The sequence below is a fragment of the Sulfurisoma sediminicola genome (assembly GCF_003865015.1).
Classification (GTDB): Bacteria; Pseudomonadota; Gammaproteobacteria; order Burkholderiales; family Rhodocyclaceae; genus Sulfurisoma; species Sulfurisoma sediminicola.
On record NZ_BHVV01000003.1, the window covers coordinates 357,689 to 379,158 of the forward strand.

The 21,470-nt window shown below is 64.7% G+C and carries 20 protein-coding genes and 1 pseudogene; 15 read left to right on the forward strand and 6 right to left on the reverse strand.

The window, feature by feature from the left end; all coding sequences use genetic code 11:
* The first annotated feature begins 18 nt into the window (after nt 1–18).
* From EJE94_RS08090 to EJE94_RS08160, 15 genes are all read left to right on the forward strand, one after another.
* Nucleotides 19–645, forward strand: a complete 627-nt coding sequence (locus tag EJE94_RS08090; RefSeq protein ID WP_121242299.1) for an NADH-quinone oxidoreductase subunit C — start codon at nt 19–21, stop codon at nt 643–645.
* Nucleotides 638–1,891 (forward strand): NADH-quinone oxidoreductase subunit D, encoded by a 1,254-nt coding sequence (locus EJE94_RS08095; protein WP_121242298.1) that lies wholly within the window; start codon nt 638–640, stop codon nt 1,889–1,891. The genes EJE94_RS08090 and EJE94_RS08095 overlap by 8 nt, the downstream gene beginning before the upstream one ends.
* A gap of 4 nt (nt 1,892–1,895) precedes the next feature.
* The gene (gene nuoE, locus EJE94_RS08100) at nt 1,896–2,369 is read left to right on the forward strand and encodes an NADH-quinone oxidoreductase subunit NuoE (protein ID WP_121242297.1); all 474 of its coding nucleotides are present in this window, start codon (nt 1,896–1,898) and stop codon (nt 2,367–2,369) included.
* Entirely contained in the window at nt 2,369–3,730 is a 1,362-nt protein-coding gene (gene nuoF, locus EJE94_RS08105; RefSeq protein ID WP_121242296.1) for an NADH-quinone oxidoreductase subunit NuoF, read from the forward strand. Before nuoE ends, nuoF begins: the two co-directional genes overlap by 1 nt.
* Nucleotides 3,730–6,048, forward strand: coding sequence for an NADH-quinone oxidoreductase subunit NuoG (nuoG, locus tag EJE94_RS08110; protein WP_121242295.1), 2,319 nt, complete (start codon nt 3,730–3,732; stop codon nt 6,046–6,048). The genes nuoF and nuoG overlap by 1 nt, the downstream gene beginning before the upstream one ends.
* Nucleotides 6,048–7,121, forward strand: a complete 1,074-nt coding sequence (gene nuoH, locus EJE94_RS08115) for an NADH-quinone oxidoreductase subunit NuoH (protein ID WP_121242294.1) — start codon at nt 6,048–6,050, stop codon at nt 7,119–7,121. Before nuoG ends, nuoH begins: the two co-directional genes overlap by 1 nt.
* Nucleotides 7,122–7,140: 19 nt before the next feature.
* Complete coding sequence (gene nuoI / locus EJE94_RS08120; RefSeq protein WP_121242293.1) at nt 7,141–7,629, forward strand: NADH-quinone oxidoreductase subunit NuoI; 489 nt, start codon at nt 7,141–7,143, stop codon at nt 7,627–7,629.
* Between the two features lie 106 nt (nt 7,630–7,735).
* The gene (locus EJE94_RS08125) at nt 7,736–8,344 is read left to right on the forward strand and encodes an NADH-quinone oxidoreductase subunit J (RefSeq protein WP_121242790.1); all 609 of its coding nucleotides are present in this window, start codon (nt 7,736–7,738) and stop codon (nt 8,342–8,344) included.
* Nucleotides 8,344–8,649: an NADH-quinone oxidoreductase subunit NuoK gene (nuoK, locus tag EJE94_RS08130; protein ID WP_121242292.1), complete on the forward strand. Its 306-nt coding sequence runs from the start codon at nt 8,344–8,346 to the stop codon at nt 8,647–8,649. Before EJE94_RS08125 ends, nuoK begins: the two co-directional genes overlap by 1 nt.
* A 4-nt stretch (nt 8,650–8,653) precedes the next feature.
* Entirely contained in the window at nt 8,654–10,675 is a 2,022-nt protein-coding gene (gene nuoL, locus EJE94_RS08135) for an NADH-quinone oxidoreductase subunit L (RefSeq protein WP_121242291.1), read from the forward strand.
* A 25-nt stretch (nt 10,676–10,700) separates the two neighbouring features.
* The gene (locus EJE94_RS08140) at nt 10,701–12,176 is read left to right on the forward strand and encodes an NADH-quinone oxidoreductase subunit M (protein WP_121242290.1); all 1,476 of its coding nucleotides are present in this window, start codon (nt 10,701–10,703) and stop codon (nt 12,174–12,176) included.
* Nucleotides 12,177–12,192: 16 nt separating this feature from the next.
* On the forward strand, nt 12,193–13,668 hold the full coding sequence (gene nuoN / locus EJE94_RS08145) for an NADH-quinone oxidoreductase subunit NuoN (protein WP_121242289.1): 1,476 nt from the start codon (nt 12,193–12,195) through the stop codon (nt 13,666–13,668).
* Between the two features lie 10 nt (nt 13,669–13,678).
* Nucleotides 13,679–14,239, forward strand: a complete 561-nt coding sequence (locus EJE94_RS08150; protein WP_121242288.1) for an NUDIX domain-containing protein — start codon at nt 13,679–13,681, stop codon at nt 14,237–14,239.
* A gap of 62 nt (nt 14,240–14,301) precedes the next feature.
* Entirely contained in the window at nt 14,302–15,534 is a 1,233-nt protein-coding gene (locus EJE94_RS08155) for a GAF domain-containing sensor histidine kinase (RefSeq protein WP_121242287.1), read from the forward strand.
* A gap of 5 nt (nt 15,535–15,539) precedes the next feature.
* Entirely contained in the window at nt 15,540–16,214 is a 675-nt protein-coding gene (locus tag EJE94_RS08160; RefSeq protein WP_121242286.1) for a response regulator, read from the forward strand.
* Between the two features lie 182 nt (nt 16,215–16,396).
* Here EJE94_RS08160 and cobA read toward each other — a convergent pair.
* The 6 genes and pseudogenes from cobA to EJE94_RS08190 all read right to left on the reverse strand — a co-directional run.
* Nucleotides 16,397–17,134 (reverse strand): annotated as a pseudogene (gene cobA / locus EJE94_RS08165) (uroporphyrinogen-III C-methyltransferase); the annotation flags it as partial.
* A 54-nt stretch (nt 17,135–17,188) separates the two neighbouring features.
* A complete protein-coding gene (locus EJE94_RS08170) occupies nt 17,189–17,581 on the reverse strand; it encodes a HesB/IscA family protein (protein WP_121242284.1) in 393 nt (130 codons plus the stop codon).
* Nucleotides 17,569–18,987 carry a cobyrinic acid a,c-diamide synthase CobB gene (locus tag EJE94_RS08175; protein WP_121242283.1) on the reverse strand — a complete coding sequence of 473 codons (1,419 nt, stop codon included), beginning with the start codon at nt 18,985–18,987 and terminating at the stop codon, nt 17,569–17,571. Before EJE94_RS08175 ends, EJE94_RS08170 begins: the two co-directional genes overlap by 13 nt.
* 59 nt (nt 18,988–19,046) lie before the next feature.
* Complete coding sequence (gene nrfD / locus EJE94_RS08180; RefSeq protein WP_121242282.1) at nt 19,047–20,252, reverse strand: NrfD/PsrC family molybdoenzyme membrane anchor subunit; 1,206 nt, start codon at nt 20,250–20,252, stop codon at nt 19,047–19,049.
* A gap of 5 nt (nt 20,253–20,257) precedes the next feature.
* Nucleotides 20,258–21,043 (reverse strand): sulfate reduction electron transfer complex DsrMKJOP subunit DsrO, encoded by a 786-nt coding sequence (gene dsrO, locus EJE94_RS08185; protein ID WP_121242281.1) that lies wholly within the window; start codon nt 21,041–21,043, stop codon nt 20,258–20,260.
* Nucleotides 21,040–21,465 (reverse strand): Hdr-like menaquinol oxidoreductase cytochrome c subunit, encoded by a 426-nt coding sequence (locus tag EJE94_RS08190; RefSeq protein WP_121242280.1) that lies wholly within the window; start codon nt 21,463–21,465, stop codon nt 21,040–21,042. Before EJE94_RS08190 ends, dsrO begins: the two co-directional genes overlap by 4 nt.
* Nucleotides 21,466–21,470 lie beyond the last annotated feature (5 nt).

Here is a 21,470-nt window from a genome sequence, read left to right on the forward strand (position 1 = left end):
TCGTATTCAACTGAGCCAATGAGCGCCAAGCTGGACAAGCTTTGTCAGAACCTGCGGGACGTACTGGGCCAGCGTATCGGCAGCCTCGGCGTCGACCGCGGCGAGGTGACGCTGGTGGTCGCCGCCGCCGACTACCTCGAGGTGGCGACCACGCTGCGCGATCACCCCGACCTGTGTTTCGAGCAATTGATGGACCTCTGCGGTGTCGATTACGGTGCCTATGGCGAGGTGGCATATTCCGCTACGAACCCGGCGGGGACGCCGCGCTTCGCCGCAGTCAGCCACCTGCTTTCGCTGACCCACAACTGGCGGTTGCGCCTGCGCGTGTTCGCGCCCGACGACGGCTTCCCGGTAGTGGATTCGCTGGTCGACGTCTGGAACGGCGTCAACTGGTTCGAGCGCGAGGCCTTCGACCTCTACGGCATCATGTTCAGCGGCCACCCCGACCTGCGCCGCATCCTCACCGACTACGGCTTCGTCGGCCACCCGTTCCGCAAGGACTTCCCGGTTTTCGGCCACGTCGAGATGCGCTACGACCCGGCGCAGCAGCGCGTGGTCTATCAGCCGGTGACCATCGAGCCGCGCGAGGTCACGCCGCGCATCGTGCGCGAGGACAACTACGGCAAGGTGGACGACCGTGGCTGAGATCAAGAACTACACCCTGAACTTCGGCCCGCAGCACCCGGCGGCGCACGGTGTGCTGCGCCTGGTGCTGGAACTCGATGGCGAGGTCGTCGTCCGCGCCGACCCGCATATCGGCCTGCTCCATCGCGGTACCGAGAAGCTGATGGAGACGCGTTCCTGGATCCAATCGGTGCCCTACATGGATCGGCTCGACTACACGTCGATGATCATCAACGGGCATCCGTACTGCATGGCGATCGAGCGCCTGCTGGGCATCGATGTGCCGCTGCGGGCGCAGTACATCCGCGTGCTGTTCGACGAGATCACGCGCATCCACCATCATCTGTTCAATCTCGGTGCGCATGCCTTGGACGTCGGCGCGATGGCGATGGTGCTGTACACCTTCCGCGAACGCGAGGATATCTGCGACATTCTCGAGGCTGTCACCGGTGCGCGCATGCATCAGGCCTACTACCGCCCGGGTGGCGTCTACCGCGACCTGCCGGACCGAATGCCGAAGTACGAGGTGAACAAGTTCAAGAACGCGCAGACGGTGAAGGAACTCAACGCCGCGCGCGAAGGCTCGGTGCTCGACTTCATCGAGGACTTCGCCAACCGCTTCCCCGCCTACTGCGACGAATACGAAACGTTGCTGACCGACAATCGAATCTGGAAGCAGCGTCTGGTCGGCATCGGCGTCATTCCACCGGAGCGTGCCCTGCAACTTGGTCTTTCCGGCCCGATGCTGCGTGGCTCCGGCGTCGAGTGGGACCTGCGCAAGAAGCAGCCGTACGAGGTCTATGATCGACTCGATTTCGACATCCCGGTCGGCGTCAATGGCGACTGTTATGACCGCTATCTTGTGCGGATGGAGGAGATGCGCCAGTCCAATCGCATCGTCAAGCAGTGCATCGACTGGCTGCGCAATAATCCCGGGCCCGTCATCAGCGACAACCACAAGGTCGCCCCGCCGTCGCGCGAGAAGATGAAGGGCAGCATGGAAGAGTTGATCCATCATTTCAAGCTTGCCACCGAGGGTATGCATGTTCCGCCCGGTGAGGTCTATGCCGGAATCGAGCACGCCAAGGGCGAGTTTGGCGTTTATATGATTTCGGATGGCGCCAACAAGCCCTACCGCGTCAAGCTGCGTTCGGTTGCCTTTCAGAATATTGCCGCATTGGACGAGATGGCAAGGGGGCACATGCTGGCTGACGTGGTGACCATTATCGGTACCCTTGATATTGTCTTCGGCGAAGTTGATAGATAAGGCTATGTTCAGCGAAGCCACCCTCAGGAAGATCGACCGCGAGGTCGCCAAGTATCCCGCCGCGCAGAAGCAGTCGGCGGTGATGGCGGCGCTGGCCTTTGCCCAGGATGAACTGGGCTGGCTGTCGCAGGATGCCATCGCCGCCGTCGCAGCCTACCTCGACATGCCGGCCATCGCCGCCTACGAGGTGGCCAGCTTCTACAACATGTACGACCTGCAGCCGGTCGGCAGGTACAAGCTGACGGTGTGCACCAACCTGCCCTGCGCGCTGTCGGGCGGCGTGCATGCCGCCGACTACCTCAAGCAGAAGCTCGGCATCGACTTCAACGAGACCACGGCCGACGGCAGGTTCACGCTGAAGGAAGGCGAGTGCATGGGTGCCTGCGGCGACGCGCCGGTGATCCTGTCGAACAACAAGCGCATGCACTGTTTCATGACGCCGGAAGAAATCGACAAGCTGCTCGAGGAGTGCAAATAATGGCCCTGCTCGAAGCGATCAACCCACTGCTCTCCGCCGGCTGGCAGCAGGGCGGCCACGAGTGGCGCCTGGAGAACGATGCGGGCTGGCGCCTCAAGGACTACGAGGCGCGCGGCGGCTACCAGTCGCTGCGGAAGATCATAGAGACGAGTATGTCGCCCGACGACGTCATCGCCGAGGTGAAGAAGTCGGTGCTGCGCGGCCGCGGCGGCGCCGGCTTCCCCACCGGCCTCAAGTGGAGCTTCATGCCCAAGGCGGCGCCGGAGAAGTACATCGTCTGCAACACCGACGAGGGCGAGCCCGGCACCTTCAAGGATCGCGACATCCAGCGCTACGATCCGCATGTCATCATCGAAGGCATGATCATCGCCGCCTACGCGGTCGGTGCCGGTCGCGGCTACAACTACATCCACGGCGAGATCTACGAACTCTACCAGCGCTTCGAGGATGCGCTCGACGAGGCGCGCGCCGCCGGCTATCTGGGCCAGAACATCCTCGGCTCGGGCTTCAATTTCGACCTGTTCGCCCACCACGGCTGGGGCGCTTACATCTGCGGCGAGGAATCGGCGCTGCTCGAGTCGATCGAGGGCAAGAAGGGCCAGCCGCGCTTCAAGCCGCCGTTCCCGGCCAATGTCGGTCTCTACGGCAAGCCGACCACCATCAACAACACCGAGAGCTTCGCCTCGATCCCCTTCATCTTCCGCATCGGCGGCGAGGGCTTCCTCAATCTCGGCAAGCCCAACAACGGCGGCACCAAGCTCTTCTCCGTCTCCGGCCACGTCAATCGCCCGGGAAACTTCGAAGTGCCGATGGGCACGCCATTCGCCAAGCTGCTCGAAATGGCCGGCGGCATGCGCGGCGGCCGCAAGCTCAAGGCCGTCATCCCCGGGGGCTCCTCGGCGCCGGTGCTCCCCGGCGACATCATGATGGACTGCACGCTCGACTACGATTCCATCGCCAAGGCCGGCTCCATGCTCGGTTCGGGCGCGGTCATCGTCATGGACGAAACCACCTGCATGGTCAAGGCGCTGGAGCGCCTCGCCTGGTTCTACTACGAAGAGTCCTGCGGCCAATGTACCCCCTGCCGCGAAGGCACCGGCTGGCTCTACAAGGTGATCCACCGCATCGAGCATGGCCAGGGAAAGCCCGAGGATCTTGCGCTGCTTGACCGCCTGACGGTGAACATCATGGGCCGCACTATCTGCGCCCTCGGTGACGCCGCCTCGATGCCGGTGCAAAGTTTCATCAAGCACTTCCGCAGCGAATTCGAGTACCACATCGAACACAAGAAGTGTCTGGTGCCGCCGGACGTGCAGCGCACGGGCAGCACGTTCTACACGCGCAAAATGGGACAGGCGTAATGCTGGAACTCGAACTCGACGGCAAACAGCTTTCGGTACCCGAGGGCAGCACGGTGATCGAGGCCGCGCATCAGGCTGGCGTCTACATCCCGCACTTCTGCTACCACAAGAAACTGTCGATCGCGGCCAACTGCCGCATGTGCCTGGTGCAGGTGGAGAAGGCGCCCAAGCCGCTGCCGGCCTGCGCCACGCCGGTGACCAACGGCATGAAGGTGTTCACGCATTCCGAGATGGCCGTCACGGCGCAAAAGGGCGTGATGGAATTCCTGCTGATCAACCATCCGCTCGACTGCCCGATCTGCGACCAGGGCGGCGAGTGCCAGCTGCAGGATCTCGCCGTCGGCTACGGCGACGGCGCCTCGCGCTACGAGGAAGACAAGCGCGTGGTGCCGAACAAGGATCTCGGCCCGCTGGTCAGCACCGACATGACCCGGTGCATCAACTGCACCCGCTGCGTGCGCTTCACCCAGGAAATCGCCGGCCTGATGGAACTCGGACAGGCCTTCCGCGGCGACCGTGCCGAAATCATGTCCTTCGTCGGCAAGACCGTCGATTCGGAGCTTTCGGGCAACATCATCGACCTCTGCCCGGTCGGTGCGCTGACTTCCAAGCCCTTCCGCTTCTCCGCCCGCACCTGGGAACTGGCGCGGCGCAAGTCGGTGAGCCCGCACGACGGCCTCGGCAGCAACCTCATCGTCCAGGTCAAGCACGACCGCGTGATGCGCGTGCTGCCGCTCGAGAACGAGCAGGTCAACGAGTGCTGGCTGTCGGACAAGGACCGCTTCTCCTATGAGGCATTAAATTCCGCCGAACGCCTGACGAAGCCCATGGTCAAGCAGGACGGCCAGTGGCAGGAGGTCGACTGGAACGTCGCCCTCGACTATACGGCGCACGCCCTGCGCGACGTGGCGAAGAACCACGGGGCCGAGTCCATCGGTGCGCTGGTCAGCCCGCATGCCACGCTCGAGGAAATGGCGCTCGTCGCCAAGTTGATGCGCGGTCTGGGCAGCGAGAACATCGATTTCCGTCTGCGCCAGTCCGACTTCTCGGCCGACGGCAAGCGCCAGGGCGCGCCCTGGCTGGGCATGAAGATCGCCGAGATCAACACGCTCGACCGCGTGCTGGTGGTCGGCAGCTTCCTGCGCAAGGATCACCCGCTGCTCGCCCAGCGCCTGCGGCAGGTGGCGAAGAAGGGCACGCAAGTCAGCGTGATCCACTCGGCCGATGACGACCTGCTGATCAAGCTGTTCGCCAAGGCCGTCGCCGCGCCGTCGCAGCTGCCGGCGATGCTGGCCCAGGTGCTCAAGGCCGTCGCCGACGCCAAGGGCGCAAATGCCGGTGTCGATGTTACGGTGTCGGCCGAAGCCAAACGGATCGCCGACAGCCTGGTTTCCGGCGCCAGCGCCGGCGTCCTGCTCGGCAATTTCGTCCAGCACCATCCGCAGGCCGCCGTGCTCAACGCACTGGCCCAGCAACTGGCCGGCCTGCTCGGCGCGAAATTCGGCTTTCTCGGCGAGGCGGCCAACAGCGTCGGCGGCTACGTCGCCAATGCCGTGCCAAAGGGCGAGGGCCTCAACGCGGCGCGCATGCTGGCCGAACCGCGCACGGCCTATCTGCTGCTGGGCACTGAACCCGAGTTCGACTGCGCCGACGGCGCCGCCGCGTTGGCGGCGATGAAGCAGGCCAAGAGCGTGATCGTGGTCTCGCCGTTCAAGTCGCAGGCGGCCCTCGACTACGCCGATGTGCTGCTGCCGGTGTCGCCCTTCAGCGAGACCTCGGGCACGTTCATCAATACCGAAGGCCGCGTGCAGAGCTTCTACGCCGTGGCCAAGCCGCAGGGCGAGGCCCGGCCGGCGTGGAAGGTGCTGCGTGTCCTCGGCAACCTGCTCGAACTCGACGGCTTCGGCTACGACAGCTCGGAACAGGTGCGCGACGAGGTGCTCGGCGGCAAAGCCGAATTCGTCTCCGGTCTCGACAATGGCGTCGACGGCGTTGCCGTCGAACTGCCGGCCGTATCCGGCATTGAACGTGTCGCCGACGTGCCGATCCATTTCGCCGATGCCCTTGCGCGCCGCGCACCGAGTCTGCAGGCAACAGCCGACGCGGCGGCTCCGACGGCGCGCATGAATGCTGCGACCCTGGCCAGGACCGGCGTGGTCGCAGGCGATATGGTAAATATCGGCGCTGGCGGTACGGTGTCTCTGGTCGCGCAACTCGATGCCGGTGTTCCCGACAACTGCGTGCGCATTGCCGCAGCCCATTCGGCGACGGCTGGCCTCGGTGCCATGTTCGCCAACGTGACCGTGGAGCGTGCGTGATGGAAGCCCAGGTCCTGCACTTCATTCAGCCTCTCCTCGGCCCCCTGTGGGCTTGGGTCCAGCCCTTGTGGCCGCTGCTGTGGACGATGATGAAAATCGTGGCGATCCTCGCACCGGTGGTGGCCGCGGTGGCCTACCTGCCGTACTTCGAGCGCAAGGTCATCGCCTACATGCACGTGCGCATCGGCCCCAACCGCGTCGGGCCGTTCGGCCTGCTGCAGCCGATCGCCGACGCGCTCAAACTGGTGTTCAAGGAAATCATCGTTCCGACCAAGGCGAGCAAGGCGCTGTTCATCCTCGGTCCTATCATGGGTCTGGCCCCGGCGCTGGTGGCGTGGGCGGTCATTCCCTTCGATACCGGTCTGGTGCTGGCCAACATCGACGCCGGCGTCCTCTATCTGCTGGCCGTCAGCTCGATCGGCGTGTACGGCATCATCATCTCCGGCTGGGCCTCGAACTCGAAGTACGCCTTCATCGGCGCCTTGCGCTCGGCGGCGCAGATGGTGTCCTACGAAATCTCGATGGGCATGGCGCTGATCGTGGTGCTGATGGTGTCGAACAGCCTCAATCTCACCGCCATCGTCGCGGCGCAGGGCAAGGGCACCTTCGCCGGCATGGGCATCGGCCTGCTGTCGTGGAACTGGTTGCCGCTGCTGCCGATGTTCCTGGTGTACCTGATTTCCGGCGTGGCCGAGACCAACCGCGCGCCGTTCGACGTGGTGGAAGGCGAATCCGAGATCGTTGCCGGCCACATGATCGAATACTCGGGCATGGCCTTCGCGCTGTTCTTCCTCGCCGAATACGCCAACATGATCCTGATTTCGGCGATGGTCTCGATCTTCTTCCTCGGCGGCTGGCTGTCGCCGGTGGGATTCCTGCCGGACAGCGTCTGGTGGCTGATGGCCAAGATCTCCTTCATCCTGTTCCTGTTCCTCTGGTTCCGTGCCACCTTCCCGCGCTACCGCTATGACCAGATCATGCGTCTGGGCTGGAAGGTGTTCCTCCCGCTGTGCTTCGTCTGGATCGTCGTCGTCGGCGTCTGGATGATGTCGCCGCTCAACATCTGGAAATGACGGGAGGCAGGAGATAACCATGGGTGCCATGAAGGACTTCGTCAAAGGCCTGTTCCTCACCGAGCTGCTGCAGGGCATGATGGTGACCGGGCGCTATTTCTTCGCCCGCAAGATCACCGTGCAGTATCCGGACGAGAAGACGCCGCAAGGCTTCCGCTTCCGCGGTCTCCACGCCTTGCGTCGCTACCCGAACGGGGAAGAGCGCTGCATTTCGTGCAAGCTGTGCGAGGCGGTGTGTCCGGCGATGGCGATCACCATCGAGGGCGCCGAGCGCGAGGACGGCAGCCGCCGCACCACGCGCTACGACATCGACCTGACCAAGTGCATCTTCTGCGGCTTCTGCGAGGAAGCCTGCCCGGTCGACGCCATCGTCGAGACGCGCATCTTCGAGTATCACGGCGAGACGCGCGGCGACCTCTATTACACCAAGCAGATGCTGCTGGCCAACGGCGATCGCTACGAGGCGCAGATCGCCGCCGACCGCGCCCTCGACGCCAAGTACCGATAATGGCCCCCCACGCTCGAAAAATCATCTCGCTGCCCCCCACGGGGGGGCGCATGCCGCCTTGTCCCGCGAAGATTTCCTTCGGTCCGGGCGGCCCAGCGGAGGCATGATGGAATTCAAGACCTTCGTCTTCTACATGCTGGCAACCATCATGGTGCTGGCCAGCCTGCGGGTGATCACCGCGCGCAACCCGGTGCATGCCGCGCTGGCGCTGGTGCTGGCCTTCTTCAACGCCGCCGGCATCTGGCTGCTGCTGCATGCCGAGTTCCTCGCCATCGCCCTGATCATGGTCTATGTCGGCGCGGTGATGGTGTTGTTCCTGTTCGTGGTGATGATGCTCGACATCAACATCGATCGTCTGCGCCAGGGCTTCTGGCACTACCTGCCGCTGGGCGGGCTGGTCGGCGCGCTGATGATCTTCGAGATGTCGGTGGTGCTCGGCGGCCACTACTTCAGCCTGGCCGAAATGGCGCCGCCGGCGATTCCGGCCGACCACAGCAATACCAGGATCCTCGGACGCCTGTTGTTCACCGACTACGCCTACCCCTTCGAACTGGCCTCCATCGTGCTGCTCGTCGGCATCGTCGCCGCCGTCATGCTGACGCTGCGCAAACGCAAGGACACCAAGTTCATGCACCCGTCCGACCAGGTCAAGGTCCGCCGCAACGATCGCGTGCGCATGGTCTCCATGCCGGCGGAGAAGGAAGGGGGCGAGTGATGCTGTCGCTGTCCCACTACCTGATCCTCGGCGCGATCCTCTTCGCCATCGGCATCGTCGGCGTCTTCCTCAACCGCAAGAACCTGATCGTGCTGCTGATGGCGATCGAGCTGATCCTGCTCGCGGTGAACATGAATTTCGTCGCCTTCTCCTATTACCTCAACGACCCCGCCGGCCAGATCTTCGTCTTCTTCATCCTGACGGTGGCCGCCGCCGAGTCGGCGATCGGCCTGGCCATCCTGGTCGTGCTTTTCCGCAACCTCTCGACCATCCATGTCGATGACCTCGACAGCCTGAAGGGATAACGGGATGAAATCGCTCTATCTCATCATCCCCTTCGCACCGCTCGTCGGCGCCATCGTTGCCGGCTTCTTCGGCCGCGCCATCGGCCGCGCCGGTTCGCACTGGGTGACCAGCCTCGGCGTCGCCATTTCCTTCGCCTGCTCGCTGCTGGTGTTCCAGGACGTGATGGCCGGCCATACTTTCAACGGCACGCTGTATTCCTGGCTCGAATCGGGCGGCCTCAAGTTCGAGATCGGCTTCCTCATCGATCGACTTACCGCGATCATGATGATCGTCGTCACTTTCGTTTCGCTGATGGTGCATATCTACACCATCGGCTACATGGCGCACGACGAGGAAAACTGGCCCGTCGACAGTCTGGCGCGCACCTACAGCTACCAGCGTTTCTTCAGTTACATCTCGCTGTTCACCTTCTCGATGCTGATGCTGGTGATGAGCAACAACTTCGTCCAGCTCTTCTTCGGCTGGGAGGCGGTGGGCCTGGTTTCCTACCTGCTGATCGGCTTCTGGTGCAACCGGCCGACGGCGATCTACGCCAACCTCAAAGCCTTCCTCGTCAACCGCGTCGGCGACTTCGGCTTCCTGCTCGGCATCGGCCTCATCGCCGCCTACGCCGGCTCGCTCGACTATTTCACGGTGTTCGCCAAGGGCAAGGAACTGGCGGCGGCCACGGTCGAACTGATTCCCGGCAGCAGCTGGGCCCTGATCTCGGTCATCTGCATCGGGCTGTTCATCGGCGCCATGGGCAAGTCGGCGCAGTTCCCGCTGCACGTCTGGCTGCCCGACTCGATGGAAGGCCCGACCCCGATCTCGGCGCTGATCCACGCCGCCACCATGGTGACCGCCGGCATCTTCATGGTCTCGCGCATGTCGCCGCTGTTCGAACTGTCCGAGGCGGCGCTGTCCTTCGTCATCGTCATCGGCGCCATCACCGCCTTCTTCATGGCACTGATCGCCATCGTCCAGACCGACATCAAGCGCGTCGTCGCCTACTCGACGCTGTCGCAGCTCGGTTACATGACCGTGGCGCTGGGTGCCTCTGCCTACTCTGTGGCGATCTTCCACCTGATGACCCACGCCTTCTTCAAGGCGGTGCTGTTCCTCGGTGCCGGTTCGGTGATCATCGCCATGCACCACGAGCAGGACATGCGGCGCATGGGCGGCCTCCGCAAGTACATGCCGATCACCTACGCCACGGTGCTGATCGGCGCCATCGCCAACGCCGGCCTGCCGCCCTTCGCCGGCTTCTTCTCCAAGGACTCGATCATCGAGGCGGTGCACCTGTCCCACATTCCGGGTGCCGGCTTCGCCTACGCCGCGCTCCTTGCCGGCGTCTTCATCGGCGGCCTCTATTCCTTCCGCCTGGTGTTCTTCGCCTTCCACGGCGAGGAGCGCTTCCGCCACGCCGGCGCTCACCACGGTGATCATGGCGAGCATGGCCACGGCCACCACGCCGAACCGCACGAGTCGCCCAAGGTCGTCACCGTGCCGCTGATCCTGCTGGCGATCCCCTCCATCGCGGCCGGCTGGTTCATCGGCCCGATGCTGTTCGGCGGCTACTTCGGCGACGCCATCGTCATCGCTCCCGAGCACGGCGCGCTGGCGCACATGAAGGAATCCTTCCACGGCGTCATCGCCATGATGATCCACGCCCTCGGCACCCTGCCGTTCTGGTTCGCCGTTTCCGGTGCGGCGACAGCCTGGTTCCTTTACATCGTGCGCCCAGACCTGCCGGCGGTGATCAAGGCGCGCCTGGCGCCGTTCGCCTGGGTGCTGGAGAAGAAGTACGGCTTCGACGACTTCAACGACTGGTTCTTCGCCGGTGGTGCCCGCCTTCTCGGTCGCGGCCTGTGGAGGGGCGGCGACGAGGTGCTGATCGACGGCGTCGCGGTGAATGGCTCGGCCAGCCTGGTCGGACGCTTCGCCTTCGTCGTGCGGCGCCTGCAATCCGGCCACATCTACCAGTACGCCTTCTCCATGATCATCGGCGTCTTCGTCCTGCTGACCCTTTGGCTGAACCGCACCTGATCGACGCCAGGAAGAATACAGAGAGATGAGTTCCCAACTGCTGAGCCTTGCCATCTGGCTGCCGATTTTCGGCGCCTTCGCCGTCCTCGCCACGGGCAGCGAGCGCCGCGATGCCATGCGCTGGCTTGCCCTGGTCGTCGCCGTGGCCGGTTTCCTCGTCACCCTCCCGCTCTACGCCGGTTTCGACCGGACGCAGGCCGGCATGCAGTTCGTCGAGCAGGCGCCGTGGATCCCCGGCCTCAACATTCATTACCTGCTCGGCGTCGACGGCATTTCGGTGCTGTTCATCCTGCTCAACAGCTTCATCACCGTGCTGGTGGTGCTGGCCGGCTGGACGGTGATCGAGGAGAAGCAGGCGCAGTACATGGGCGCCTTCCTCATCATGTCGGGCCTGATGAACGGCATCTTCTGCGCCCTCGATGCCATGCTCTTCTACGTCTTCTTCGAGGCCTCGCTGATTCCGATGTACCTCATCATCGGCGTCTGGGGCGGCCCCAAACGCGTCTACGCGGCATTCAAGTTCTTCCTCTATACGCTGCTCGGCTCGCTGCTGATGCTGATCGCGCTGATCTACCTCTACCTCGCCTCGGGCGGCAGTTTCAACCTGCTCGAGTGGCACCAGGTGCGCCTGGAGATGACGCCGCAGATCCTGCTGTTCGTCGCCTTCCTCGTCGCCTTCGCCGTCAAGGTGCCGATGTGGCCGGTGCATACGTGGCTGCCCGACGCCCACGTCGAGGCGCCGACCGGCGGCTCGGTGGTTCTGGCGGCGATCATGCTGAAGCTCGGCGCCTACGGCTTCGTCCGTTTCTCGCTGCCGATAGCGCCCGATGCCAGCCAGTACCTGGCGCCGCTGATGATCACGCTGTCGCTGATCGCGGTCGTCTATATCGGCTTCGTCGCGCTGGTGCAGACCGACATGAAGAAGCTGGTGGCCTACTCCTCGATCTCGCACATGGGCTTCGTCACCCTCGGCTTCTTCATCTTCAACCAGCTCGGCGTCGAGGGCGCGCTGGTGCAGATGATCTCCCACGGCTTCGTCTCCGGCGCGATGTTCCTCTGCATCGGCGTCATGTACGACCGCATGCACTCGCGCAACATCGCCGACTACGGTGGCGTGATCAACACCATGCCGAAGTTCGCCGCGCTGTTCCTCTTCTTCGCCATGGCCAACTCCGGCCTGCCAGCCACTTCCGGCTTCGTCGGCGAATTCATGGTCATCCTCGGCGCCATCAAGTTCAATTTCTGGGTTGGCTTCGCCGCCGCCACCACGCTGATCCTCGGCGCCGCCTATACGCTGTGGATGGTCAAGCGCGTCGCCTTCGGCACCGTCGGCAACGACCACGTCCGGCAGCTTTCCGACATCAACAGCCGCGAATTGCTGGTGCTCGGCCTGCTGGCGCTGGCCGTGCTGGCCATGGGCATCTATCCCTTCCCCTTCACCGACGTCATGCATGCCTCGGTGGATAATCTGCTCAAGCACGTCGCGGTGAGCAAGCTCTAAGGCGCACGAGAACAAGATGCTCGCGAATTTCGTCGTCCCCGATCTCTACCCCGCTGCGCCCGAACTGTTCCTGGCGCTGATGATCTGCGTCATCCTGCTGGTGGACCTGTTCCTCGGCCAGGCGCAGCGCTGGATCACGGCACTGTTGACGGTGACGACCCTGCTCGGCTGCGCCGCCATCACCTACAACACCATGGATGGACAGTCGGTGCTGACCTTCAGCGACATGTTCATCGACGACCTGTTGGCGGACTTCCTCAAACTGATGCTCTATGTTTCGGTGATCGCGGTACTGGTCTACAGCCGCGACTACCTGAAGGCGCGCGGCCTCGATCGTGGCGAGTACTACGTGCTGCTGCTGTGTGCGACGCTGGGCATGATGGTGATGATCTCGGCGGCGCACCTGCTCTCCGTCTATATCGGCCTCGAACTGCTGTCGCTGTCGCTCTACGCGCTGGTGGCGATCGACCGTGACTCCCCGCGGGCCACCGAGGCGGCGATGAAATATTTCGTCCTCGGCGCACTCGCCTCCGGCCTGCTGCTCTACGGCATGTCGATGATCTACGGCGCCACCGCCACACTGCAGATCGGCGGCATCGCCCAGGCCATCGTCGCTGGCAGCGCCAACAAGACGGTGCTGGTGTTCGGTCTGGTCTTCCTCGTCTCGGGCATCGCCTTCAAGCTCGGCGCCGTGCCTTTCCACATGTGGATTCCCGACGTCTATCACGGCGCGCCCACGGCGATAACCCTGTTCATCGGTTCGGCACCGAAGATCGCCGCCTTCGCCATGGCCTTGCGTCTGCTGGTCTATGGCCTGTTCCCGCTGGCGCATCACTGGCAGGTCATGCTGATGATCATGGCGGTCTTGTCGATCGGCCTGGGCAACCTCGCCGCCATCGCCCAGACCAACATCAAGCGCATGCTGGCCTATTCGGCGATCTCGCACATGGGCTTCATGCTGCTGGCGCTGATGAGTGGCATCGTCGGTGGCGATCCGAGTTACATGATTCCGGCCTATAGCGCCGCGATGTACTACGTCGTCGCCTACGTGCTGATGTCGCTCGGTTCCTTCGGCATGGTTCTCCTGCTGTCGCGTGCCGGCTATGAGGCCGAGAATCTCGAGGACTTCAAGGGCCTTAACCGCCGCAGCCCCTGGTTCGCCGCGGTGATGATGGTGCTAATGTTCTCCATGGCCGGCATTCCGTTCTTCATCGGCTTTTTCGCCAAGTTCTCGGTGCTGCTGATGGCCGTCAATGCCGGTTACATCGTCGTCGCCGTGATCGCGGTGATGTTCTCGCTGGTCGGTGCCTTCTACTACCTGCGCGTGGTCAAGCTGATGTACTTCGACGCGCCGACCGATGCCGCGCCGATCGTCGCACCGCTCGACATGCGCGTGCTGCTCTCCGCCAACGGCATCGCCGTGGCGCTGTTCGGCATCTTCCCGCAGGCCATCATGTCCCTGTGTGCCTACGCCCTCGTGCGCTCGATGTGACGGAAGGCCCGTGGACGAGCACCTGAGCGAAGAGACGATCGCCAGCGCAGAGGTATTCAAGGGCAAGCTGCTGCACATCCGCTCCGACCGCGTCCGCCTGCCCGGCGGCGGCGAGAGCGTGCGCGAGGTGGTGATGCATCCGGGTGCGGTGATGGTCATCGCCAGCCTCGACAATGGCAGGCTGCTGTTCGAACGCCAGTACCGTCATCCGCTGCAGCGCGTGTTCCTCGAACTGCCGGCGGGAAAGATCGATGCCGGCGAGCACATTCTCGACACGGCACGGCGTGAGCTGCGCGAGGAAACCGGCTACAAGGCCAGGACCTGGCGCCATATCGCGACCATCCACCCCTGCATCGGCTACTCCGATGAACGCATCGAGATCTTTCTTGCCCACGGTCTCTCCTATGTCGGCCATGAGCGCGACCACGAGGAGTTTCTCGAGGTGATCGAACTGTCGCTGGCCGACGCCATCGCCGCCATCCGTGACGGCGACATCACCGATGGCAAGACCGTCGCCGGTCTGCTCTGGGCGGAAAAGATCTTCTCCAACGCGTGGCCGCTGCCGGCCTGAGCCGGCGGCGTGCGTTTCGGCTACCATAGCGCCATGAAGAACGCTTCGATGCGGATGGACGCATGAACCCGGCGGTGGCACGGCCGGTCCCGGCCGAGGGCACGGAACTCGACGCGAGCGGCAACTACCATCTCGAGGCCCTCCACATCATCTCCGAGGTGTCGGCGAGTCTCGCCGACGAGGACGATGTCGAGGAACTGCTTGGCCGCTTTCTCGGCACCATGATCCGCCTGGCCAATGCCAGCGCGGGGGCAGTGCGGGTCCTGACCTCGGACGGCCGCCACCTGCGGCTGGTCGGGGCCCGCGGCCTGCCGCACGAGGTGGTCGAGCACGAGCGGCTGGTGCCGGTCGATTGCGGCCACTGCGGCAGCGCGGTGCGCGACAACCGCTCGCGCTACGAGATCGACCTCGCCGTCTGTGCCGAACGCACCCATCACCCCTACTTCGGTCGCGAATGCCAGGCCATGGTCGTGGTGCCGCTGCAGAACCAGGGCCGCCTGCTCGGCACCTACAACCTGTTCCTGCCCGACCGTTTCGAACTGCCCGAGGAAGTCGCGCTGCTGTTCCGCTCCATCGGCGAGCACCTCGGCATGGCGCTGGAGAACGCCCGCCTCAAGCGCGAGAACCTGCGCATCACGCTGATGAACGAGCGGCAGATGATGGCCGCCGAGGTGCACGACTCGCTGGCGCAGACGCTGGCCTACATGAAGATGCGCATCGCCCTGCTGCAGGATGCGCTGATCGATGCGGAGACGGACAAGGCCAACAAGTACGCCGGCGACCTCGGCCAGGCCCTCGACGAGGCCTATGCCCAGCTGCGCGAGCTGCTGTCGCAGTTCCGCAACCGCATGGACCCGATGGGCCTGGTGGCCGCCGTCGCCGGCCTCGTCGCCAACTTCCGCGATCGCACCGGCATCGAGCTCGACTACCAGAACCGCGTCGCCGATTTCCGCCTGTCGGTGGATCAGGAGGCGCAGGTCTTCTTCATCATCCAGGAGGCACTGGCCAATGTCGCCCGCCACTCGGGCGCGACGCGGGCACGACTGGCGTTCGAGGGGGCCGGCGACTACTACGTCGCCACGGTCGAGGACAACGGCCGCGGCGGTCAGGGCTTCTTCGCCATCGCCAACCGCACCAGCGGCTTCGAGGAGCATCCCAAGCTGCGCGACCACTTCGGCCTCACCATCATGCGCGAGCGCGCCCGCAAGATCGGTGGCCGCGTCGAGGTGGCCAATCTTCCTGCCGGCGGCTTTCGCGTGCGCCTGACTTTCCCCGTGCTCGCCGGCCGAGCCTGACCCCAATGAGCGAAACCAAGCAACTGTCCGTCCTGCTCGTCGACGACCACACCCTGTTCCGCAAAGGCCTGGCCGAACTGCTGGAACAGCGCGGCGACATCAAGGTGGCCGGCATCGCCGGCAATGCCGCCGATGCCATGCGCCTGCTCGCCGAAACCCAGCCCGACGTGGTCATCACCGACCTCAACATGCCCCCAAACGGCGGACTTGCGCTGCTGCGGCAGATCCGCACCGAGCAGTGGCCGGGGCCGGTGCTTATCCTCACCGTGTCGGATGCCGAGGAGGATCTCGCCGCGGCGCTGCGGGCAGGGGCGCAGGGCTACCTGCTCAAGGACATGGAACCCGACGACGTGGTCGACGCCGTGCAGCGCGCGGTACGCGGCGAGACCGTCGTGGCGCCGGCGATGACGCTCAAGCTGGTACATCTGCTGCAGGGTGGCGGTGCCGCGACGGACGGCAAGTCGGATGCGCTCAAGCAGCTCACCGCCCGCGAGCGCGAGATCCTCGACTACCTGGCGCAGGGCCTGTCGAACAAGGCCATCGCCCGCATACTCGACATCAGCCACGACACCGTCAAGTTGCACGTGCGCCACATCCTCTCCAAGCTCAACCTCACCTCGCGCGTCGAGGCCGCGGTCTTCGCCATCGAACACAAGTCGGCCCAGGCCAAGAAGCAGTAAGAAGTGCCGCCCTGTGGGCGTCCAACGAACCAGGCTTCGCAGGAAGAAACTGCCTGCTACCGCAGGCCCGTTGTCGCCCCGCCCGCTAGGGGTTGAGGCGGGGTTTCGCAAGGCATCGCCTTGCGCCGCCGACACGGGCGAGCAGTGCAATGCGAGCCCTGGATGGGCCGGAAGAGGGCGGGTCAGCTGGGCTTGAACCAGACCAGCTTGGGATGCAGCTTGACCACTTCGCCGATCATGATCAGCGTCGGCGCCTTCAACTGCGCCTTGACGGCCAGGTCGGGGAGGGTGGCCAGCGTGCCGGTGACGACGCGGTGGTTGCGCGTGGTGCCCTGCTGGACGATGGCAGCGGGCCAGTCGGCGGGCAGGCCGTGGTTGATGAACTGCTCGCAGAGGTAGGGCAGGCCGTGCAGCCCCATGTAGATGACCACGGTCTGTCGCGGCCGCGCCAATCCCTCCCAGTCGAGGTTCATGGTGCCGTCCTTGAGATGGCCGGTCACGAACACGCAGGCCTGGGCATAGTCGCGATGGGTCAGCGGAATGCCGGCATAGGCGGCGACGCCGGCCGCTGCGGTGATGCCGGGCACCACCTCGAACGGCACGCCGTGGGCGAAGAGCGTCTCCACTTCCTCGCCGCCACGGCCGAAGGTATACGGATCACCGCCCTTGAGACGCAGCACGCTCTTGCCCGCCTGTGCCAGCTTGACCAGCAGCAGGTTGAGATCGTCCTGCGGCACGGAATGGTGGCCGCGCTCCTTGCCGGCATAGATCTTCTCGGCGTCGGGGCGGGCCAGTTCGAGGATATCCGGTGCGACCAGATTGTCATAGACCAGCACATCGACTTCGCCGATGAGGCGGGCGGCACGCTGGGTCAGCAATTCTGGATCGCCGGGGCCGGCGCCGACCAGATAGACAGTGCCGGGTTGAGCGGGGGGACGGGGAACGTAGGTCATAGGGTAGGTGATGGGTTGTCGTCAGCCGCAGCCACCGCCGCTGCCGCCACCGCAGCCGCCGCAGCCACCACCGCGATTCGCGCTGCCGCTGCCGCAGCCGGTCGCCATCGGTGCCGGCTCGTTGGGGTTGAAGAAGACGAACTGGAACTCGCCCGGGTTGAGCTCGACGAAATCGAGCATGGCGCCTGCCAGCAGTTCCTTGCTGTGTGGGGCGATCAGCACGGTAATGCCGGCGCTTTCGACCTTGACGTCATTCTCGCGCTCCTCGTCGAAACCCATGCCGTAGGCGAGTTCGCCGTCCTCGTCGACCTTGGCGGCGATGCGCAGGCCAATGACCTCATCCTCGCCGGGCTGCTGCTGGCTCTCGGCGGCACGGCGGATCTGCTCGGCGGCAGCGTCGGTTATCTTGAACATGGGTGGCTCTCCGGTTGGGCCCGCTGGTCCTTGCCCTTGCGTGCCGAGCGGACGAACTGGACGAAGCGTGTCGGCCAGTCGCAGCCCGCGGTGGCGCGCAGGTGGGTGTAGGAAGCGAGCAGGTTCTTGTAAATGATGCCATCGTGCCGGCCGTCAACCCCGTGGCCTCGCAGCATGGTGTAGGCGAAGGTGGTGTCGGCCGGCAGGTTCTCGATGCTGGAATAGTGGAACTCGTGGGCCCGCAACGGCGGCTGCTCGGCCGCGGCATCGCGCTGTCCCCAGGGGTGCGCGGCACCGGGCTGCAGCACGACGTAGCCGCGGCCGACCGGCTTCTCGTGCATGACGATATCGCCGGCGATGGCGCCGACCATGCGGCGGCGCTGGCCCTTCCAGGCGATGCTCCGGGCCAGGTACATGAGTCCCCCGCATTCGGCATAGGCGGGGAGTCCGGTCTCGATCGCGTCGAGAATCTCGGCCCGCAGCGTGGCATTCGCCTCGAGTTCGTCCATGAAACTTTCGGGGAAGCCGCCACCGATGAAAATTCCGTCGCAGGCCGGCAAGTGGGCGTCGCGACGGGCATCGAACGATACCAGTTCGGCGCCGGCTGCCTGCAGCGCCAGGAGGTCGTCCGCGTAGTAGAAGCCGAAGGCGGCATCGCGGGCGATGGCGATGTGTACCGGTGTCTCGCTCGATGCCCGCAGGGGCAGCGGCTGGGGCAGGGGGTTCGTCGTGGCGGTCGCCGCCAGCAGCTTCTCAAGGTCGACCTGCTGCGCCACCACTTGTGCGATCTCGGCGACATGCCGCTCGGCGGCACCGGTTTCGTTGGCGGGCATCAGGCCGAGATGGCGCTCCACCAGGGCCAGTCGCGCATCTTCCTGCACGGCGCCGATGACGGGAACGTCGGTGTAATGCTCGATCACCGCGCGCAACTTGGATTCGTGGCGATGGCCGCCGAGGCGGTTGAGGATCACGCCGGCGATGTTGATTTCGCGGTCGAAGGCCTGGTAGCCGAGGATCAGCGGGGCGATGCCGCGCGTCATGCCGCGGGCGTCGAGGACCAGAATGACCGGCAGATCGAGCAGCCGCGCCAGGGCGGCGTTGCTGTTGGAGCCTTTCAGGTCGAGGCCGTCGTAAAGGCCCTTGTTGCCTTCGACGAGGCAGACATCGACGTCGTAGCCGTGGCGCGCGAACTGGGCGCGGATCTCGTCGTCAGGGGAAAGGAAGAAGTCGAGGTTGCAGCAGCTGCGGCCGGCGGCCAGGCCGAGCCACAACGGGTCGATATAGTCCGGTCCCTTCTTGAATGGCTGCACGGAAAGTCGGCGCTGGCGCAACGCCGCGGCGAGCCCTATGCTGAGCGTGGTCTTTCCGGAGGACTTGTGCGCGGCCGAAACGAGGAAGCGATGCATGGAGTGTCCCATGTGTCGTCGGCGCGCGCGGCGGGGCAGCGCCCCGCCGCCACGGTCGTTCAGTCGTGCAGGTAGCCGGCGTCCTTCAGCATGGCCACATCGTCCTGAGGCAGGAAGCGCAGTACGCGCACACCGATCACGGTCAGGGTGAAGCCAATGCCGATGCCGCTGAGGCTGAGGAGGATTTCCGGCACGCTCGGAACGTAGGTGCCGATGGCGCCGTCGAAGAAGGTGCTGGTGACTTCCATGCCCGGGAACATCTCCAGCGGGAAGGCCTGGCCACCGATGATGAAGACGTAGAGCTGGCAAAGTCCGCCGATGATGGTCAGTGCGGCGGCAAAGGAAACGGCGCCGGACTTTTGCCAGATCGCGGGATGGTAGAGCAGGAACAGCGGCAGCAGCGTGCCGACCACCACATAGCCGCCCCAGAACAGCAGCGGATACACCCCGCCGCTGACGAGGATGAAGTGCTCGAAGGCAGTTTCCTTGGCGTAGTAAATGTTGGTCAGGTGGTAGACGATGACGAAATAGAGCACGGCGGTGATGAAGGTGCCGAGCAGGTTCTTCAGCCGCTGCCGCAATGCCGGGTTCAGTTCCATGTTGTTCCAGGCGTACATCGATCGCTGCACCAGCAGGAACACGGCCAGGCCCCATGCGAAGGACATGATGATGAACATCGGGGCGAGAATCGCCGACTGGTAGGCCTGGCGAGCGACGACGAAGCCGAAGATGGAACCGGTGCCGGTGGTCATGACCAGACGCCAAATGAAGGCAGAGAAGCCGGCGGCCTTGTAGTAGGCGTTCATGCGGCGATCCATCAGGGTCCACAGATAGAGACCGACCAGGCCGAAGAACACGGGGTAGAGGATCATGTTCCAGCCGAACACAGAGGTCAGATTGACATGGGTCGCGGCGATGAGAACGCGGTCGGCGCGTCCCAGATCGAGCATGATGATGGCGAGGCCGGCGGCCAGCATGATGATCGCCAGCAGGCCGGACAACGGTGCGCGGGGCTTGTAGGCCTTCTTGCCGAAGACCGAGCCGATCGAGGCGACGTTGAGCACCCCCGAGGCGGCGACGATCAGGAATATGCCGAAAACGTGGGGCAGGCCCCAGAACACCTGGTTGGTCATGCCGGTGACGACGTGGCCGGAATGCTCCATGTAATAGGCAGCAGCCAGGCCGAGGGCGCTGACCAGGCCGCCGAGTGCCAGCAGGATGTAGAACAGGCGTTCTTCCGCGGGGGTGTATTGCTCGATCTTCATGGCCGTCAGATTCCTTGGTAGCGCACGCCGAGGTCGAGCTTGAGGTCGGCGCGGACCTGGGTGGTGGTGACCTGCGCGACGCGGCGCGAAATTTCGCTGTTCGGGTCGTTGAGGTCGCCGAAGAGCATGGCGTTGTGGCCTTCCTTGGTGCAGGTTTCGACGCAGGCCGGGATCTGGCCCTTGTCCACGCGATGGACGCAGAAGGTGCAGGACTCGACACAGCCCTGGCCGCGAGGCACTTCCGGGTTCTGCTCGGTCAGCGGCTGGTGCACGAAGGAGCGGGCTTTGTAGGGGCAGGCCATCATGCAGTAGCGGCAGCCGATGCAGATGTGGCGGTCGACCAGCACGATGCCGTCGGCGCGCTTCATCGACGCGCCGGTGGGGCAGACATCGACGCAGGGCGGATTGGCGCAATGCTGGCACAACATCGGCAGCGAGTGGGTGCGGCCGGTCTTGACTTCCTTGATGTCGATCTTGCGGATCCACTGCGAACCCTGACGTGCGTCCTTGACGGTCTCGTTGATACCGTTTTCGGTGGCACACGCCTTGACGCAGTCCGTGCAGCCGGAGGCGCACTTGGTGGTGTCGATCAGCATGCCCCAGCGCACCGCCTTGCTGGCCGCTTCCCCGGCGGGGCGCGGCGGGGTGTTGGCCTGGGAAACCTGGACGAGGTGGATGCCGGGGGCGATCGCCGCCAGGCCACCCGCTGCGGCGACGGCGCCGATGAAATTGCGCCGCGAGGCACCGCCGTTGCCCGAATCCTTCTCGGTGTTAATGTGGTGCTCGCTCATGGCTTGGCTCCCGCAGTGCCGGGGTGATCCGCCGGGGCCGTGCCCGTGGCCTTGTAGTTGGCCTTGGGCTGGTGGCAGTCCCAGCAGTCGAGCTTCACCGCCGCATAGGCGTGACAGCTTTGGCAGAAATTCTCATTGGAGCCGAGCACCGAACCCGTCTTCTTGCTGGCGTGGCACTCGATGCAGCCGTTGAGGCTGGTCTTCATGCCGCGGACGCCCTCGCGCATCGTCTTGTCGCGCGTGTGCTTGAGCATGTCCATGTGATTGCGCCGCATCTCCTCGACGGGCGCGACACACTTGCCCGGATTCTCGATGGTGATTGCGGGCTTCGGAACGCGGCTCTCGCCGGCGACGGCCCCGGTGGTGACCAGGGCGGCGACGGCGGAGAGCACGCCAACAGCAAGACGGAAGGTGCGCAGCATGGCTC

Excerpts from the sequence above, each read along its gene's own strand:
- nuoN (WP_121242289.1), top strand. The coding sequence starts at position 12,193 with ATGCTCGCGAATTTCGTCGTCCCCGATCTCTACCCCGCTGCGCCCGAA.
- EJE94_RS08170 (WP_121242284.1), bottom strand. The coding sequence starts at position 17,581 with ATGTTCAAGATAACCGACGCTGCCGCCGAGCAGATCCGCCGTGCCGCC.
- nuoI (WP_121242293.1), top strand. The coding sequence starts at position 7,141 with ATGGGTGCCATGAAGGACTTCGTCAAAGGCCTGTTCCTCACCGAGCTG.
- EJE94_RS08190 (WP_121242280.1), bottom strand. The coding sequence starts at position 21,465 with ATGCTGCGCACCTTCCGTCTTGCTGTTGGCGTGCTCTCCGCCGTCGCC.
- EJE94_RS08125 (WP_121242790.1), top strand. The coding sequence starts at position 7,736 with ATGGAATTCAAGACCTTCGTCTTCTACATGCTGGCAACCATCATGGTG.
- nuoG (WP_121242295.1), top strand. The coding sequence starts at position 3,730 with ATGCTGGAACTCGAACTCGACGGCAAACAGCTTTCGGTACCCGAGGGC.
- nuoH (WP_121242294.1), top strand. The coding sequence starts at position 6,048 with ATGGAAGCCCAGGTCCTGCACTTCATTCAGCCTCTCCTCGGCCCCCTG.
- nuoE (WP_121242297.1), top strand. The coding sequence starts at position 1,896 with ATGTTCAGCGAAGCCACCCTCAGGAAGATCGACCGCGAGGTCGCCAAG.
- nrfD (WP_121242282.1), bottom strand. The coding sequence starts at position 20,252 with ATGAAGATCGAGCAATACACCCCCGCGGAAGAACGCCTGTTCTACATC.
- dsrO (WP_121242281.1), bottom strand. The coding sequence starts at position 21,043 with ATGAGCGAGCACCACATTAACACCGAGAAGGATTCGGGCAACGGCGGT.
- EJE94_RS08090 (WP_121242299.1), top strand. The coding sequence starts at position 19 with ATGAGCGCCAAGCTGGACAAGCTTTGTCAGAACCTGCGGGACGTACTG.
- EJE94_RS08155 (WP_121242287.1), top strand. The coding sequence starts at position 14,302 with ATGAACCCGGCGGTGGCACGGCCGGTCCCGGCCGAGGGCACGGAACTC.
- nuoL (WP_121242291.1), top strand. The coding sequence starts at position 8,654 with ATGAAATCGCTCTATCTCATCATCCCCTTCGCACCGCTCGTCGGCGCC.
- EJE94_RS08140 (WP_121242290.1), top strand. The coding sequence starts at position 10,701 with ATGAGTTCCCAACTGCTGAGCCTTGCCATCTGGCTGCCGATTTTCGGC.
- EJE94_RS08175 (WP_121242283.1), bottom strand. The coding sequence starts at position 18,987 with ATGCATCGCTTCCTCGTTTCGGCCGCGCACAAGTCCTCCGGAAAGACC.
- nuoF (WP_121242296.1), top strand. The coding sequence starts at position 2,369 with ATGGCCCTGCTCGAAGCGATCAACCCACTGCTCTCCGCCGGCTGGCAG.
- nuoK (WP_121242292.1), top strand. The coding sequence starts at position 8,344 with ATGCTGTCGCTGTCCCACTACCTGATCCTCGGCGCGATCCTCTTCGCC.
- EJE94_RS08160 (WP_121242286.1), top strand. The coding sequence starts at position 15,540 with ATGAGCGAAACCAAGCAACTGTCCGTCCTGCTCGTCGACGACCACACC.